General features: G+C 60.0%; 14 protein-coding genes and 1 tRNA gene. 11 read left to right on the top strand and 4 right to left on the bottom strand.

Features of this window, described 5'->3' with window-relative positions:
- The 4 genes from urtB to urtE are packed head-to-tail and all read left to right on the top strand — an operon-like array spanning window position 1 to window position 4,654.
- Complete coding sequence (gene urtB / locus GOW72_RS00970; RefSeq protein WP_170364479.1) at window positions 1-1,956, top strand: urea ABC transporter permease subunit UrtB; 1,956 nt, start codon at window positions 1-3, stop codon at window positions 1,954-1,956.
- A 10-nt stretch (window positions 1,957-1,966) separates the two neighbouring features.
- Window positions 1,967-3,220, top strand: a complete 1,254-nt coding sequence (urtC, locus tag GOW72_RS00965; RefSeq protein WP_425328540.1) for an urea ABC transporter permease subunit UrtC — start codon at window positions 1,967-1,969, stop codon at window positions 3,218-3,220.
- Window positions 3,217-3,957, top strand: coding sequence for an urea ABC transporter ATP-binding protein UrtD (urtD, locus tag GOW72_RS00960; RefSeq protein ID WP_170340827.1), 741 nt, complete (start codon window positions 3,217-3,219; stop codon window positions 3,955-3,957). The genes urtC and urtD overlap by 4 nt, the downstream gene beginning before the upstream one ends.
- On the top strand, window positions 3,947-4,654 hold the full coding sequence (gene urtE / locus GOW72_RS00955) for an urea ABC transporter ATP-binding subunit UrtE (RefSeq protein WP_170364477.1): 708 nt from the start codon (window positions 3,947-3,949) through the stop codon (window positions 4,652-4,654). The genes urtD and urtE overlap by 11 nt, the downstream gene beginning before the upstream one ends.
- A gap of 2 nt (window positions 4,655-4,656) precedes the next feature.
- Here urtE and GOW72_RS00950 read toward each other — a convergent pair whose 3' ends face one another.
- Window positions 4,657-5,502, bottom strand: a complete 846-nt coding sequence (locus GOW72_RS00950) for a LysR family transcriptional regulator (RefSeq protein WP_170364475.1) — start codon at window positions 5,500-5,502, stop codon at window positions 4,657-4,659.
- 86 nt (window positions 5,503-5,588) lie between these two features.
- Between GOW72_RS00950 and GOW72_RS00945 the strand changes: the two genes are divergently transcribed.
- The 3 genes from GOW72_RS00945 (at window position 5,589) to GOW72_RS18885 (ending at window position 7,907) form a co-directional block, all read left to right on the top strand.
- Window positions 5,589-6,056 (top strand): c-type cytochrome, encoded by a 468-nt coding sequence (locus GOW72_RS00945; RefSeq protein ID WP_170364474.1) that lies wholly within the window; start codon window positions 5,589-5,591, stop codon window positions 6,054-6,056.
- 13 nt (window positions 6,057-6,069) lie between these two features.
- Window positions 6,070-6,978, top strand: a complete 909-nt coding sequence (locus GOW72_RS00940) for a c-type cytochrome (protein WP_170364472.1) — start codon at window positions 6,070-6,072, stop codon at window positions 6,976-6,978.
- 200 nt (window positions 6,979-7,178) lie between these two features.
- Window positions 7,179-7,907 carry a hypothetical protein gene (locus tag GOW72_RS18885; RefSeq protein WP_174820348.1) on the top strand — a complete coding sequence of 243 codons (729 nt, stop codon included), beginning with the start codon at window positions 7,179-7,181 and terminating at the stop codon, window positions 7,905-7,907.
- A 61-nt stretch (window positions 7,908-7,968) separates the two neighbouring features.
- On the opposite strand, the gene GOW72_RS00930 is transcribed toward GOW72_RS18885, so the two are convergent.
- Both GOW72_RS00930 and GOW72_RS00925 read right to left on the bottom strand, forming a co-directional pair.
- The gene (locus GOW72_RS00930; protein ID WP_170364470.1) at window positions 7,969-8,625 is read right to left on the bottom strand and encodes a response regulator; all 657 of its coding nucleotides are present in this window, start codon (window positions 8,623-8,625) and stop codon (window positions 7,969-7,971) included.
- Window positions 8,622-9,947 (bottom strand): sensor histidine kinase, encoded by a 1,326-nt coding sequence (locus GOW72_RS00925; protein WP_170364468.1) that lies wholly within the window; start codon window positions 9,945-9,947, stop codon window positions 8,622-8,624. The genes GOW72_RS00930 and GOW72_RS00925 overlap by 4 nt, the downstream gene beginning before the upstream one ends.
- A gap of 338 nt (window positions 9,948-10,285) precedes the next feature.
- Between GOW72_RS00925 and GOW72_RS00920 the strand changes: the two genes are divergently transcribed.
- Both GOW72_RS00920 and GOW72_RS00915 read left to right on the top strand, forming a co-directional pair.
- Window positions 10,286-11,554, top strand: a complete 1,269-nt coding sequence (locus tag GOW72_RS00920; protein WP_244952295.1) for a M16 family metallopeptidase — start codon at window positions 10,286-10,288, stop codon at window positions 11,552-11,554.
- Between the two features lies 1 nt (window position 11,555).
- Window positions 11,556-12,941: a peptidase M16 family protein gene (locus tag GOW72_RS00915; RefSeq protein WP_170364464.1), complete on the top strand. Its 1,386-nt coding sequence runs from the start codon at window positions 11,556-11,558 to the stop codon at window positions 12,939-12,941.
- Window positions 12,942-13,527: 586 nt separating this feature from the next.
- Here the strand turns inward: GOW72_RS00915 and GOW72_RS00910 are convergent.
- Window positions 13,528-13,604: transfer RNA gene (locus GOW72_RS00910), tRNA-Arg, on the bottom strand.
- A gap of 114 nt (window positions 13,605-13,718) precedes the next feature.
- On the opposite strand from GOW72_RS00910, the gene GOW72_RS00905 reads away from it, so the two are divergent.
- Together GOW72_RS00905 and GOW72_RS00900 are read left to right on the top strand one after the other, a co-directional pair.
- Complete coding sequence (locus tag GOW72_RS00905) at window positions 13,719-14,744, top strand: LacI family DNA-binding transcriptional regulator (RefSeq protein ID WP_170342776.1); 1,026 nt, start codon at window positions 13,719-13,721, stop codon at window positions 14,742-14,744.
- On the top strand, window positions 14,719-15,963 hold the full coding sequence (locus GOW72_RS00900) for a winged helix-turn-helix domain-containing protein (RefSeq protein ID WP_170364461.1): 1,245 nt from the start codon (window positions 14,719-14,721) through the stop codon (window positions 15,961-15,963). Before GOW72_RS00905 ends, GOW72_RS00900 begins: the two co-directional genes overlap by 26 nt.
- Window positions 15,964-15,986 lie beyond the last annotated feature (23 nt).

Raw genomic sequence — 15,986 nt, 5'->3', positions numbered from 1 at the left:
ATGACGCTTTCGATTTGCCGGGCTTTGCTTGCCCTGCTGCTGTTCGTGGCCCCTGGTCTTTTGCAAGCCCAATCCTCTGACGCGCCGGTGCAGAAGCTTTTGCAGGCCCATGCGGAGGTCATTCAAAAATCCTCTCGCAAGACGATCGGCCCGGCAATTGACGCCCTTGCGCAGAGTGGATTGCCCGAGGCACAAACCGTCCTGGAGCAGTGGCAGGCCAAGGACATGTGGTTCAACCGGGATACGGGCCTTTTCGTTTTTGCGTCCAAGGCCGATGGCGGTTTGCGGGTTTTCGATATCTCAGACGGGGCCGAGATCGGTGTCGTCGACAAGAAGAACTACAAACAACTCAAGCCGAACTCGGGCATTCGCGGATTGATCGCTTCGGCGCTGGTGCAGTTTCAATTGAACGACCCCGACCCACTGAACCGAAGCGCAGCGCTGACGGCGATCGAGCGGGACGCGGAACCCTCGCACCTATCCGCCTTGCGCGGCGCCATTGCCGGAGAGCAGGACCCGGATCTGCGGGCCCGCAAGAACCGGCTCGAGCGTCTGTTGACGATCCGGTTTGATGATGACGCGGCCGCAAGGCTGGCTGCAATCGACAGCTTCGCCGGCGATCTGGGCGTTGACGTGCGCGCAACGCTCAATCCCCTTGTTACATCTGAAATCAAGGTGTCCGACACAGTCCCGGATGGCGCTGTGACCATCAAGGCCGGGTCCGACGAACTGACACAGAAACAGGCCTATGACCTGTTGGTTGAAAACGGGTTGGCACCGGCCCTGGTTGACGACGGCACCATCAAAGAGACCCTGATTTCGAATATCGACGGTGACAGGGTCGCAGGCGTGCAGGTGGCAAGTCTGGACGAAGATGCTGCACGACAAGCAGCATACCAGCTGCTGGCCGATCAGGGGCTCGCCGCTCCGCTGGTGACGCAGGACGACATCGCAGAGGCCGTGCAACAGTACAAGTTCTACCGAGTCTACACCTCAGCACCGTTGCCGGTGGCGCTGGCCGCGCAGGCCGTGCTGGACAATATCGAGACGCAAGTCGCTCTCAACCAGACGGCGGATCTGGTTCTGGATGCGCTGTCTCTCGCCTCGATCTATTTCCTTGCCGCCATCGGCCTTGCCATCACTTTCGGCGTCATGGGCGTCATCAACATGGCGCATGGTGAGTTCATCATGATGGGCGCCTATACCGGATATGTGGTTCAACTGTTCATTCCGGACCTGACCCTGTCGATCATTGTCGCCATTCCCTGCGCATTCCTGGTGACCTTCGGCGCCGGTGTTCTGCTGGAACGTCTGGTCATTCGCTGGCTGTATCACCGTCCGCTGGAGACGCTGCTTGCGACCTTCGGGGTTTCCATCGCGCTGCAGCAACTGGCCAAGAACATCTTTGGAACCCAGGCGCGTCCCCTGACCGCCCCGGCCTGGCTGGACGGTTCGATGGTGCTGAACGATATCGTCTCCATCAGTTACATCCGCATCGCGATCTTTGTTCTGGCGCTGCTGTTCCTCGCGCTTTTCCTCATCGTCATGAACCGGACCCGGCTGGGGCTTGAGGTGCGCGCCGTGACGCAGAACCCGCGCATGGCTTCCTCGATGGGTATCAATCCCGACCGGATCAACATGCTGACCTTCGGCTTTGGCTCGGGCATCGCGGGCATTGCCGGCGTGGCAATCGGGCTTTACGCAAAGGTCACGTCCGAGATGGGATCCGACTATATCGTGCAAAGCTTCATGACAGTGGTCGTGGGCGGTGTGGGCAACATCTGGGGGACGCTGCTGGGGGCCACGATGGTCGGCACGCTGCAGAAGGGGATCGAATGGTTCAACCCGTCAAATACCCTGGCGGCGCAGACCTACATGATCCTGTTCATCATCCTGTTCATTCAATTCCGGCCGCGCGGCATCATCGCGCTCAAGGGTCGGGCGGCGGAAGCGTGATATGGTTGACATGACATCCACAGCCAGCCCGATGCGAAAGCCATTTGTGCTGCGCTATCCCTCGGTCGCGATCTTCTTGATCATTCTGGCCCTGTTCACGGCGACCATAACAGTGCTGGGCGAAGGGTTCGGGATCGGCCTGATATCCACCAGCTTCGTCAAGACATTGGGCAAGACCCTCTGCCTGTGCCTTGCGGCCCTGGCGATGGACCTGGTGTGGGGCTACACGGGCATCCTGTCCCTGGGGCATATGGCCTTCTTCGGTATCGGCGGATACGCCATCGGCATGTGGCTGATGTATGCGCGGACCGAGATCATCGTGATCGAAAGCCTCGCGTCCTCAGCCTTGCCACCAACGGCCCAGGAAATCTCTGATGGTATCGCCACCCAGATCTTCGGCGTCGTCGGCGCATCCGAGTTCCCACCGATCTGGGCTGTTGCGCATTCGCTGCCCTTGCAACTGGCTGCGGTCGTACTGGTGCCCGGCTTGCTGGCCCTTGTGTTCGGGTGGCTGGCCTTCCGCAGCCGCGTGACCGGGGTCTACCTGTCGATCCTGACACAGGCGATGACGCTGGCGCTGTCTCTGTACCTGTTTCAGAACGACAGCGGGCTGCGCGGGAACAACGGCCTGTCGGGTCTGCAGAATCTGCCGGGTCTGGATTCGGTGCCGCAATCGACGGTTTCGATCCTGTTCTTCTGGGCGTCGGCCCTGGCGCTGGGGCTGGGCTATCTGGTCTGCGCCTGGATGGTGTCCGGCAAGTTCGGATCGGTCATTCGCGCCATCCGGGACGACGAAAGCCGGGTTCGGTTCCTTGGGTATTCGGTCGAAGCCTACAAGCTGTTCATCTTCACCTTCACCGCCGTGATCTGCGGCATCGCGGGTGCCCTGTACTACCCCCAAGCCGGCATCATCAATCCAGCCGAGATCGCGCCCATTGCATCAATCTACCTGGCCGTCTGGGTCGCGATCGGCGGACGGGGCCGTCTGTACGGAGCAGTGATCGGCGCGGCATTCGTTTCTCTGCTGTCCACCTGGTTCACGGGTGGTCAGGCCCCCGACATCTCGCTGGGGTTCTACACGATCCAATGGGTCGACTGGTGGACCATCCTGCTTGGGCTGTCATTTGTCGCGGTCACGCTGTTTGCGCCTCGGGGCATCGGCGGCCTGATCGACAAGTTTGCCGAGCGGCGCGCCCCGGATCGCCACGGCGCCGATCTGGGCCCGGATCTTGGGTCGTTGCGCGAAAAGGAGGCCGACGAATGAGTACGTTGCTTGAAGTCTCCGGCGTGTCCGTAACCTTCGACGGATTCAAAGCCATCAACAACCTGACATTTCAGATTGGCCCAGCCGAAATGCGCGCGGTCATCGGCCCGAACGGGGCGGGCAAGACGACGTTCATGGACATCATTACCGGCAAGACCAAACCGGATGACGGCCATGTTCTGTGGGGCGACAAATCCGTGTCGCTCCTGTCGATGAGCGAAAGCCAGATTGCCCAGGCCGGCATCGGCCGAAAGTTCCAGCGCCCCACCGTCTTCGAGGACCAGAGCGTTCGCGAGAACCTGATGCTGGCCCTCAGGAACAAACGCGGCCCGCTGGCGGTCCTGCGGTTTCGGGCCGGACAGTCGGATCATCAGAAGGTCGCCGACCTGGCCGAGGAAATCGGACTGCAGAATGCCTTGAACCGCAAGGCGGGTGAGTTGAGCCACGGGCAGAAGCAGTGGCTTGAGATCGGCATGCTGCTGGCGCAGGATCCGCAGTTGCTGCTGGTTGATGAGCCGGCCGCCGGAATGACCCCCGCCGAGCGTGAGCACACAACCGACATTCTTGTCGCGGCCGCCAAAACCCGCGCCGTGGTGGTGGTTGAACATGACATGGAGTTCGTCCGCCGCCTGAACTGCAAGGTCACGGTGCTGCACGAAGGGTCAGTTCTGGCCGAAGGGTCGCTGGACCACGTCACCAATAATGACAAAGTGATTGAGGTGTATCTTGGCCGCTGAGCTTCTGGAAATCTCGGACCTGTCCCTGCACTACGGCGGCAGCCAGATCCTGAGCGGGATCGACATCACCGCGCGTCAGGGTCAGGTCACCTGCGTGATGGGCACCAACGGCGTCGGCAAGACCAGCCTGTTGAAAGCCATCTCCGGAACGCACCCCCGCAGCGGCGGTGAATACCGGCTTGGCGGCGAGGAGATCAGCAAGGCCACATCCTATGAGCTGGCTCGAAAAGGTGTGGCTTATGTTCCGCAAGGACGAGAAATCTTTCCGTTTCTGACGGTCCGCGAGAACCTGGAAACCGGTTTTGCCTGCCTGCCCCGCAGCGAACACAGGATACCTGACTACATCTTCGAGCTGTTCCCTATTCTCAAAGAGTTCCTCTCACGACGCGGCGGTGATCTGTCAGGAGGTCAGCAGCAGCAGCTTGCGATTGCGCGGGCGTTGATCACGAAACCCAAGCTGCTTTTGCTGGATGAACCAACCGAGGGCATCCAGCCCAACATCATCAAGCAGATCGGCGAAGTCATCCGCCTGCTGCGCGATCAAGGTGAGATGGCGATTGTCCTGGTCGAGCAGTATTTTGATTTCGCGTATTCCCTAGGCGACAGTTTTCTGGTGCTGGAACGCGGGTCGCCATTCCTGAAAGGATCAAAATCCGAACTTGGTCAGCAGCAGCTCAAGGCGGCCGTTTCGGTTTGATCTTACCGGCCCAGTGCTTCGGGCAGGTATTCCACCAAAGCCCGCTGCACGACGGCAAACCGCGGCGTCCGCGCAATCTCTTCAAGCGTGGCTACCCACAGAGGAACCTCGATTTCCGGATCCATGTCCGGCGCCCGCCGCAACCGCGGGTCCGCATCACCGATGAACGTCGGCAGAAACGCCTTGCCGACGCCTGTCGCAGCCATCTGCTGGAGCACAAGGAAACTGTCCGCGCCGATGGTGGTGTCTTCATCCCGCACATGTTCGGCCATCCATCTGGCCGGGACCGAACCGCTCAGCGCCCCATCCAAACGCATCCATTTTCGGTAGGAGGACCCATCGTCGTAGACCCCGAAGGCCAACGCGCCAGCGCGCTCGCCCACCAAGTCTTCGCCCAGGCGGATTGATGGACGCACGGCAATGTCCGCGGTCAGCCGCGACAGGTCATGGTGATTGTTCCCGCTCAGCAGACTCAGCTCCAGACCCGGATAAAGCGCAGAAATGCGGTTCAGTATCCCGGGCAAAACAAGCTGGCAAAGGCTGTCGGTCGAGGCAATCCGCACCCGCCCGGTCGGCGAACGGTCCGCGCCCACGATTGCCCGTTCAACCGAAAGCACCGCATCCTCGACATTTTCCATGGCAGAAAGAATGGCCCGGGCCTCGGGCAGCGTGCTGTAGCCCGTCGGGTTCTTTTGAAAGATCACGCACCCATGGCGTCGTTCAAACGCGGCCACCCTGCGCAGCACCGTTGCATGGGTCACGCCCAGCGCTGTGGCCGCTGCATTCAACGAGCCGTGCCGGCTTACGGCGAGTGCGTATCGGATGTCATCCCAGTTTTGATTGTTCATAAGTTAACAAGAAACGCAGAGAAATAAACAATTACAAGAAATTTCGATCAAGTTACCATTCGGCACATTCATGTGGGAGAGATACCATGATCAAGAAATTCTCAATCCTTGCGGCGAGTTTGATTTCTGTGGCCGTAATTGGCACGGCCGTAGCCCAGGAAAGCGAAAACCCGGCCGTCAAGGCGCGGAAGGCCGTCATGCAGCTGTATGCGTTCAATCTGGGCACGCTTGGCGGCATGGCCAAGGGCGAGGTGGAATACAACGCCGAGGCCGCGACGCGCGCGGCCAACAACCTAGTTGCCGTGACGCAGATCGATCAGTCGGCCATGTGGCCAGCCGGGTCCGACAATGTCTCCGACCCATCTTCTCGTGCGCTTCCGGCGATCTGGGAGAACTTCCCGGATGTCAGCGCCAAGGGCAAGGCAATGGCTGAAGCCGCGGTTGCGATGCAGGCCGCCGCCGGGCAAGATGTCGAAGCGCTGAAAGCAGCGATGGGACCATTGGGTGGAGCCTGTTCGGCATGTCACAAGGCTTTCAGAGCCCCAAAGAACTGACAAGGCCCTGACGGTGCGGCGGCTTCTGTCGATTGCCGCGGGCGTCGCGGTCGTGGCCGGGCTGACCGGTCTGATTCTGACCCGACCGCAACACGTCGATCCGGCCGAGTTGGACGGTATTGCCCCTGATCTTGTCAGGGGCGAGACCGTGTTCTTTGCGGCCGGATGCGCCTCGTGCCATTCAGCGCCGAACTCCGAGGGTGAGGAAAAGCTGGTGCTGGCGGGCGGACGCCGGTTCGAGACAGATTTCGGTACGTTCATAGCTCCGAACATATCCAGCGACCCAGAAGCCGGGATTGGGTCATGGTCGGCGCTGGAACTGGCGGATGCCCTGATCTACGGAACCGGGCCGGCCGGGCAGCACTATTACCCGGCCTTCCCTTACACGACCTATACGAACATGACGCCGGAGGATGTCGTGTCGCTGCACGCATTCCTCGGCACCCTGCCGGCCGCCTCGCAGGAAAGTATCGCGCATGAGGTCGGTTTCCCCTTCAACATCCGGCGAAGTTTGGGCGGCTGGAAGCTTCTCTACCTTGAACCAGGGTGGGTGGTGGACGGTGATCTTGATGTGCAGCAGCAGCGCGGACGCTACCTGGTCGAAGCCTTGGGCCATTGCGCCGAGTGCCACACGCCCAGAGATGGCCTTGGCGGCTTGAGCCGGGATCAATGGCTGACGGGTGCGCCAAATCCCAGCGGAAAAGGGCGCATCCCCGGCCTGACCACCAACCACCTGGATTGGTCCGAAGCCGACATCGCCGAATATCTGAAGTCCGGTTTCACTCCGGACTATGACAGCGCCGGCGGAGAGATGGCCGAGGTCATCGAGAACACTTCCCGTCTGTCCGATGAGGACCGGTTGGCGATTGCCGCATATCTCAAGGTTGTTCCGGTACCGGCCAACGACGCCACAACAGACTGAGCCGACGCCCACATCCCCCGGCAACCTACGAGCCTTGGCGGTTCGCCAGTCGACGTGATCTTGGCACCTTGTGCCTTTTGCTTCCCCCTTCGGACGTTTGGTTGGAAATTCGTCAGACCTAAGCCCGATGTGGACGGATCCAACCCGCTTTAGCCTCCCTTCGACAACCAGACATTTGTCGAACAGCAAAGGAGGCTGAAATGATTGCGAACCGGAAACTGGGACAACTTCTCAGCACTGTGGCACTGGCGACGTTGATTTCGGCGGCGCCATACACTCCCAAGTTCAGCACCGAGGGCGGCTTACAGCTTGAGCCCGCTTACGCGTTTGCGAAAAGCGGCAAAGGCAAGAGTGGCAGCGGTCGGGACGACGATGATGACGATGACGATCGGGACGATGATGACGACGACCGGGATGACGACGACGATGATGATCGGGATGATGACGACGACGATGACGACGATCGATCAAGTCGCAGCGGCAGCAAAAAGGGATCGTCGCAATCCGGAAGCGCCGCGACCGGGTCGGCCGGCATAACCAAGGTCGAGACAACTGCGAACGGGATCGAAGTTCGCTATGCGGACGGAACAAAGGAAGAAATCGAAAACGGCAGATACGAGAGAAAGAATGCTCAGAATCGGACCGTTGAGGAACGGCCAGCCACAGGTGCCGATATCTCAAGGCTTCGTTCCCTGGCGAACGGCATTTCGATCAAGAATGTAAGCGCATCCGGGCAAGGTGGTACGGCCGGAAGCCGCCCCACAAAGATCGAACGTCAAGGCAACAACATCGAAGTCAACTACGCCAACGGCTGGAAAGAAGAGATCGAGTTCGGGCGCTACGAGCTGAAAGACCCCTTCAACCGGACCGTTGTGGAAAGAACAGCCACGGCCGCAGACATCCGGAGGCTGCAATCGGTCGCGAACTGACGAACAGCGCGAATTTCCCGGACGGTCTCTCGGTCGGAGAGGCCGTTTCGGCGTTCACAGGCTATGCGGGCTTGTTTTTCTTGCCCCACGCGTCGTGCGCGATAAGCGCGGCCTCGACCCGGTTCCGCGCGTGCAGCTTGGACAGGATCGCCGTCATATAGTGTTTCACGGTCTTTTCCTGAAGATCCAGTTCCACGGCGATCTCGCGATTGCTCAAACCCTTGGCCACGCGCCTGAGTATCTCCTCTTCGCGATGCGTGAGATCATCCAGGACATCGCTGCTGTTCGCAGGGCTTGCGTCGTTGTTGATCTGAAGCAGTACCCGCGAAGCCAGCCCCGGCGAAACGAACCCCTCCCCCGCGGCGATGCTGCGCAGGGAGGCGGTCAGTTCGCTCGCGGTTACGCCTTTGACAATGTATCCAATCGCTCCGGCCTCGAGTGCATCGGCAACATCGCTGCTGTTCTCCGAAACCGTCAGAATCGCGATGCAGGGCGGTTTTTTCATTGCGGCGATCCGGCGTGTCGCGTTGATCCCACCTCCGGGCATCGAGAGATCGAGAATTGCGACGTCGGGCTGGTGCTGAGCGACAAGCGCAACAGCCTCGTCGGCGCTGGATCCGGCCGCGAGAACTTCGAACCCTTCTGCTTCATCCAAGGTCCGCCGCAGCCCATCCCGGAAAATCGGATGATCATCTGCTATGACAAGTGTCTTGGTCATGGTGAGCTCGTTTTGTTGGGAAACAGGGTCATTTCGACGGTGGTGCCCTGGCCGGGACTGGACGAGACCTGAAACCTGCCGCCGATGCTTTCGACCCGATCGCGCAGCCCCAGCAGCCCCTGGCCGCCATCATCGCGCAGAACAGAACCGTCCAAAGGATCAAAGCCGGGTCCATCGTCCTTGACTTGAATGACAATGCAATCGTCGCGAACATGGCAGGTGACGCTGCAGCGGGACTGCGGGGCATATCGCGCGGTATTCGAGAGTGTTTCCTGAAGAAAGCGGAAAACGCACAGTTTGTCAGACACCGACAAATTCGGCATGTCACTGCCATGAAACGAGATTTCAGGCCGCAACGGGCTGTGCTCCGCGTGGTCCTCGACCGCTCTTTTCACGACATCAATCAAGGTCAGGTTGTCGATGTCGGGCGCAGACAGCCCCCGGGACAGCGCGCGGATTTCGGTCAAGGACTTCTGCAGCGACTGCTGGATTTCCTCGGCCTCCTTCGGTTTTGGGGATTTGTCCGAAAACGCGGCCTCCAACCGAAGGGCGGCAAGTGAAAGGTACTGCGCCGGGCCGTCATGAAGTTCGGCGCCGAGTTTCTTCAGAAACCGGTCCGTCTGCGCGGCATACCGCCCCGAGGCCTCGACCACCCGCGACCGCAGCATCGCATTCTGCGCCGCCATCCTTTCGCTTTCCGCCAGCCGTTTCTTCAATAGCCTCGCCTGCCGCCGGATAGTGTTGTCCCCGATCGCAACGATGCAAAAAAGGACAACCGTGCTTGCCAGAAAGGCGGAACCGACCACCAACCAGCTTGTGCGCCTGGCTTTTGCCAGATCCATCTCCAATTGATCGGCCCTTTCATAGAACTCGGCCACGGCAATGATTTCACCGGACCACAGTTCACGAATGGGGCTGTAGACCTCGAGCAGCGGTATCCCCAAGGCCGCTTCGGCAGCGCTTTCATCGTGATCCAGTTCCTCGAACGAGCCCGAGATTTCGCCGATCCAGGCGCGCTGAAGGTCACCCGTCGGCTCGAAACGGTTACCGATGATGCTTGTGTCCGAGGCGTGTACGACCACACCACCCTGCTTCCAGAACTTGTATGATACGATACGATCGCGCATCGGCTGGGTCATGAAAATCTCGTCCAGCGCCCGCCTCGCCTGCTCGGACAGGCGGTCACCCAACGCCAGTTCCTGGCTGAGAGGTGAGACGATGCTTTCCATATACAGCGCCGCCGAATTGGCCGAGTTCTGCACGACCGCATTCTGGATTCGATTTGAAACCCACACACCGACGATCGCGGTTGCAGATCCCATCACAAGGATGCTTGCCGCAAGAAAAACTCGCGACAACGACCAACTCCCAATCGTCAGCTCAGCAACTTTCGTCCTCATTGTGGTCCCGACTATGACCCACAATCGAAAACCGCACCACAGACCTTGGTCTGACGTGATCCAGTTGTTCGCCCCAGCAAGCCCCGCCCGCAGCCCCAGAAGCACACCCCGACTTGCGATGCCTATTACGACTTGAAAAACACTCCGCGCCCCGCAAGCATTGACGCAACCGTTACCCCTTTGGTTGAGCGTCGGTTGACCGGCGTTTCTGCAAAAATCTAATAGTTCAAAGGATTTTGATGCGCGCCGCCGTATTTTTCTTGTCGATCGTCTTTTTGGTTTTTTCCGGATCCGCTCAGGCTCAGAGCATCATTCCGCTTGCCCAGAAGGGCGGGCTGCACGCGGCATATGTGGTTCCAGTGGACACCTTCGACCGCGTGGATGTTCAGTTGATCGTTCTTTCGGGGTCGTATGACGACCCGGACCCGTCCGGCACAGCCCATCTGACCGAGCATCTCGCCGCGTTCTCGGCCGACGCCACCATTCTCAGAAAACCGCGTGAACGCGACATCTACGCCACCACGCACAATGTCGCGACCGTTTACACGAATTCCGGGCTGCCATCCGAGGCGGAGATGTTGTTGCGGCTTTCCCGGGCCGTTCTGGACACGCCATCCGTATCCAGGAAATTTGCGGAGAGCGAAGTCGCTATCGTCCAGCGGGAAACCTTGCTGCGTGAACGGCAATATCCGTTTCGCTGGCTCAGCCGAATGGCACTTCAAAACCTCTACGGCACCTTGCGCGGCCGGGCAGACAACACCGTCGAGGATCTGCCCAAGCTGAGCCTCGAGAAGGCCTATCAGTTTCACAAGGAACACTATGTGCCGTCCAACGTGACGTTGATTGTCTCCGGAAACATTGAACCAGCCCGGGCCGAAGAACTGGTGGCGCGGGTGTTTGGCGATACCGAACCATCTGACGCTCCGAAAAAACCGTGGTTGGATCAAAAGCCGGATCCCGAGAAACAGTCCGTCGTGCGCCTGCAGTCGGATCGGTTGCAACGCGACACCGTGCTGTTCGCAAAATTCGTGGAATTCGAAGACCGCTCCACGAGCATCGACATGCAAGGCGCGTTCTTCATCGCAAGCGGGATCCTGAACGAACGGATCGCCAAGGTCCTGCGCCACGAGGACACGCGGATACTCAACCATGGCGTCAACTGGTATTTTGCGAAGAATGCCGATGTTGAACTGGTGATCGACCTGCAACTCATGCCCGGCTTCAGCGTGGATGAAGCCAAGGATCTGCTGACCGAAACCTTGGCTGGCTTGCTGGACGAGCCGATCAGCAAATACGAAATTCATGAGCTCCGTCAAAAGGAGGTGGTCTGGTCCCAGAACATGGCCCGCCGTCCTTCGGCCTTTCTGTGGTTTCTGCAGAACGTCGCCGCCGACGGATTCCCGCCCATCAGCCCGTCGGTCTTTGCCGAAACGCTGAGCAACACCACAGATCAGGAAGTTATCGATTTTGCGGAAAAAATCTTGCAGCCCTCGGCGACATCTTTCGTTCTTGCAGAGAAAGCCGACTGACATGCGCGTTTTCAAGGGCCGGCTTCTCGCAGTTCTCTTTGCGGCGCTTACCTTGCTGCCGGGTGAGCGGGCACAGGCGGAATTGATTGCGACTGCAGGCGAAACGAAACTGGTCGAGCTCTCTCCGCTTGAGAACGACACGTCCGCGCTGACCCTGGTGTGGACGATTGACCACCCGACGCTGGACCGCACTGCCGCCATGTCCGCCGCCATTGCGAGCGTGGTGACAGGTGGGACCTCGACCCGCTCATCCTACGAAGTCAGTTCGTTCCTGAAGCTGAAAGGTGTCGAACAGAAAATCGGCAGAAGCGGCAAGAACCTGACGCTCACCGTCTCGGCGCCAAGCGACGTCTTCCCGGAAGTCCTAGTGCACCTCGAGAACGTATTGCTCGAACCCCGATACACACCAAACTGGTACGCACGAGAGCTTGAGACGTCTCGCCCAGTTATCTCGACCAGAACCAGACAGCCGTCGGATGTGTTGAACGAGGTTACCAATTATCTGGAATTCGACCCTGCCGCCACGGACGAAGAAACCCTTGAAACCGACTTTCAGTTCGGACGACCTGCTCAGGTCATCCTCAGATCAGAGGAAGAAGAGGTAACGCGCCGCACCGTCCGATTGATCAATTCGCTGCCGGGTGCGCGGTTCCGGCTGGGGCGCGCCCTGAGCAAATGGGCCGAAGGGTGGACGGGCGCGAACGGGGCGCCCTTTGCCCTGCCCAAAGGTATCGTGCATCTCGCCGATCCCGACGCATCCGAAATGTTGATCCTGCTTGCCAATGCAAAGGCGTTTTCGAACGCACAGGACCAGCTTGGCTCGAACCTTCTTGTTGACTACATCGGCGCCAATCAGGGCTCGGAGATGTTTCGGGTCATCCGCCAGTCCATGCGTGCATCTTACGATCCACGTTCGGACTTTGTGGTCGTGGGCAAGAACAAGGGCGTGATCGCGCTGAGCGCGACCGTCGAAGCCAGCGCATGGCCCGAGGTCCACGGCAAGATCATGGAAATCTATCAAGGCGTCCGCGACGGAGGCGTTGTCCCGGAAAGTCTGGAAATCCAGAAAGATCGGTTGGACCGCACCTACTATCACAGATTCTTCACAGACCCTGACTGGGGCGCGCGCCAGTTTCTGGACGAACATCCCGATGGCGTAGAAGGCGAAATCACCCTTCCACTGTTTGAGGCATTCCGGACAGTCTCGACCGAAGAGACGATTGAGAACGCCGATACGCTGTTGCCCCCGATTGAGGAGTTCCTGGTGATCTTGATCGGAGGAGGTGTTTCCCCGTCGGCCGACATGCGGTCGGACGGGTATTGTGCCCTGCCCAAAGGCGCCCCGGTCAGCCATTGCCTTAACAAGCTGTCAAACGCGGAATACTGACGGTTCGCGGGCCATTGCTGCGGTGCTTCAAAGACCAGATGATCCCCGCGATACATCGTCTCGAAGGTACCGTGGGATTGACCCTTTGGGATTGTCTGTCGGTCACGTAAGCTTGGACTTGCCTGTCGCGCAGCAAGGAGAACGCTATGCGTGTTCTTGAGATACTATCTTTGGTTGGTCTGTGTTTGGTGTTGGTATCGCCACTTTCCGGAAGTGCGGCCCCAACGGCAGCAGAGTGCAATAGTGCGGGAGGAAAAACCGTCACGATCAAGGGAAAGACCGCTTGCGCGTTCGCGGGCGGAGCATGCCCAGAAGGGTGGCGCTCATACGATTCCTACCGAAAATGGCAGCCGAAAACCTGCGGTGGAGCGCAATGCACTGGGAATACCAAATGCACGACGAGCCGAGGCTGGTCCAAAACCGCACCAGAATGCAGATTTGAGAGAGGCAGAAACTCTCAGGGCGACTGCACCAAAAGAAGTGTATGCACGGCAAACAGGATCGCCAGGACTGCATGTACGAAGTAAGCGCGCCATCGCGGTTGAGCGGTGAAACCGAACCCGAAACCCGACTCGCGCTGAGTTGCTGGCGACCCCGGCAGGATTCGAACCTGCAACCTGCCCCTTAGGAGGGGGCTGCTCTATCCAGTTGAGCCACGGGGCCGCGCGGCGCCTTCTGTAGCCGGGTTTTTTCGGCTTGTCATGACCTTTGCACAACAGTTGAACAGATTGCCCTGTTCGCGCTAGCATCGGGGAAACAACAATGCAGGTATCCCCGGTGACAACAGAAACGAAACGCCCGCTTACCCTCCGTGATGTCTCAGAAGCGTCCGGTGTGTCGGAAATGACGGTCAGCCGGGTCCTGCGCAATCGGGGCGATGTGTCGGACGCGACCCGCACCCGGGTTCTGGCCGCCGCGAAAGAGCTGGGATACGTGCCCAACAAGATCGCTGGGGCCCTGGCCTCGAGCCGTGTAAACCTGGTGGCTGTGATCATCCCGTCGCTGTCGAACATGGTCTTCCCCGAGGTGCTGACCGGCATCAACCAGGTGCTTGAGGATACCGAGCTGCAGCCCGTGGTCGGCGTCACCGACTATCTGCCGGAAAAAGAGGAAAAGGTCCTGTACGAGATGCTGTCGTGGCGGCCTTCCGGCGTGATCATCGCCGGGCTGGAACACACCGAGGCCGCGCGGGCCATGCTGGATTCGGCGGGCATTCCGGTGGTCGAGATAATGGATACGGACGGCAAGCCTGTGGACGCGATGGTGGGCATTTCGCACCGCCGGGCCGGGCGCGAGATGGCGCAAGCAATCCTGAAGGCCGGGTATCAGCATATCGGCTTCATGGGCACCAAGATGCCGCTGGACCACCGCGCGCGCAAACGGTTCGAGGGCTTCACCGAAGTTTTAGGCAAGCACGGGATCGAAATCGAGGACCGAGAGTTCTATTCCGGCGGTTCGGCCCTGGCCAAGGGGCGCGAGATGACCAAAGCCATGCTAGAACGCTCCCCAGAGTTGGATTTCCTGTATTATTCCAACGACATGATCGGTGCGGGCGGGCTGCTGTACCTGCTTGAGCAGGGTATCGACGTGCCCGGACAGATCGGCCTTGCGGGATTCAACAACGTCGAACTGTTACAGGGTCTGCCGCGCAAGCTGGCCACCATGGACGCCTGCCGACTGGAAATCGGTCGCAAGGCCGCGGAAATCATCGCCGCCCAACTGGCCGACCCGAATACCGAGATCGAAACACGCATTACCTTGACCCCCAAGATCAGCTATGGCGACACGCTCAAGCGGCGCTGAACGGGGCAAGCTGCAACAACTCGACAACCGAACCGCCCGTGCGTTGTTCATGGATCGTCATGCGCTGGCGGAACAGCCCGCAGGTCCGGCCAAAGGGCCCGATCTACTGCATCTGATCCACCGGCTGGGTTTCGTGCAGCTCGACAGCATCAACACCGTGGCGCGCGCCCATGACATGATCCTGTTCTCGCGCCGCCCGTCCTATCGGCCGAACGACCTCAAACGCCTGTACGAGCGCGACCGCGGCCTGTTCGAACACTGGACCCACGACGCCGCCGTGATCCCGATGGTGTTCTACCCGCACTGGCACCTGCGCTTCCAGCGCGACGCCGAGATGCTTCGGGCCCGCTGGCGCAACTGGCGTCGCGACGGGTTCGAACAGCAGTTCGAAACCGTGCTGCAACACATCCGCGACCACGGCCCGGTGTGCTCGGCCGATCTGGGGCAGGATGAGAAAAAGGGCTCGGGCGGCTGGTGGGACTGGCACCCCTCAAAAACGGCGTTGGAATACCTGTGGCGCTCGGGCGCGCTGACGGTGGTGGGGCGCCGAGGGTTTCAAAAGCAATACGACCTGACCGAGCGCGTGATCGATACCCATCTGTGCCCCGGCGTGATGGAGTGCGACCACCAGGCGACGGTGGATTGGCTGTGCCACGCGGCGCTCGACCGGCTGGGCTTTGCCACCTCGGGCGAACTGGCCGCGTTTTGGGACACGGTCACCGCTGCCGAGGCGAAAGCGTGGTGCAAACAGGCTCTGACACGGGGGGATTTGCAGGAAATCGAAGTGGAATGCGCTGATGGTCGAATGCGCCGCTTGTTTGCGCGACCCGGCTTGGCGGACCAGGCTGCCGACCCTGCCCCCGCGCCGGGGCGGATCCGTGTGCTCAGCCCGTTCGACCCGATGCTGCGCGACCGAAACCGCGCCCAGCGCCTGTTCGGCTTCCACTATCGGATCGAGGTCTTCGTGCCCGAGGCCAAGCGCACCTATGGGTACTACGTCTTTCCGCTGCTCGAAAAAGACCGTCTGATTGGACGGATCGACATGAAGGCCCATCGCGACGAAGGTATCTTGCGGGTCCGCGCCCTTTGGCCCGAGCGTGGGGTCCGGTGGTCGGACGCCCGCTCCCGGCGGCTCGAAGCCGAGCTGGACCGGGTACGCCGTTTTGCCGGGCTGGATCGGGTCACCTTTAACGCAGACTGGCTGCGCGCGCCTGTTTGAGCAGCTAAAAGCCACTTCTTGGG

This window comes from Ruegeria arenilitoris (genome assembly GCF_013032855.1).
Classification (GTDB): Bacteria; Pseudomonadota; Alphaproteobacteria; order Rhodobacterales; family Rhodobacteraceae; genus Ruegeria; species Ruegeria arenilitoris.
Note: the sequence above shows the minus strand (reverse complement) of the source record. Positions and strands in the feature narration are given on the sequence as shown.

Bases quoted from the DNA above. Each gene is read 5' to 3' on its own strand.
- urtB (WP_170364479.1), top strand. From the start codon at position 1: ATGACGCTTTCGATTTGCCGGGCTTTGCTTGCCCTGCTGCTGTTCGTG.
- urtC (WP_425328540.1), top strand. From the start codon at position 1,967: ATGACATCCACAGCCAGCCCGATGCGAAAGCCATTTGTGCTGCGCTAT.
- urtD (WP_170340827.1), top strand. From the start codon at position 3,217: ATGAGTACGTTGCTTGAAGTCTCCGGCGTGTCCGTAACCTTCGACGGA.
- GOW72_RS00950 (WP_170364475.1), bottom strand. From the start codon at position 5,502: ATGAACAATCAAAACTGGGATGACATCCGATACGCACTCGCCGTAAGC.
- GOW72_RS00945 (WP_170364474.1), top strand. From the start codon at position 5,589: ATGATCAAGAAATTCTCAATCCTTGCGGCGAGTTTGATTTCTGTGGCC.
- GOW72_RS18885 (WP_174820348.1), top strand. From the start codon at position 7,179: ATGATTGCGAACCGGAAACTGGGACAACTTCTCAGCACTGTGGCACTG.
- GOW72_RS00930 (WP_170364470.1), bottom strand. From the start codon at position 8,625: ATGACCAAGACACTTGTCATAGCAGATGATCATCCGATTTTCCGGGAT.
- GOW72_RS00925 (WP_170364468.1), bottom strand. From the start codon at position 9,947: ATGGGATCTGCAACCGCGATCGTCGGTGTGTGGGTTTCAAATCGAATC.
- GOW72_RS00915 (WP_170364464.1), top strand. From the start codon at position 11,556: ATGCGCGTTTTCAAGGGCCGGCTTCTCGCAGTTCTCTTTGCGGCGCTT.
- GOW72_RS00900 (WP_170364461.1), top strand. From the start codon at position 14,719: ATGGCGACACGCTCAAGCGGCGCTGAACGGGGCAAGCTGCAACAACTC.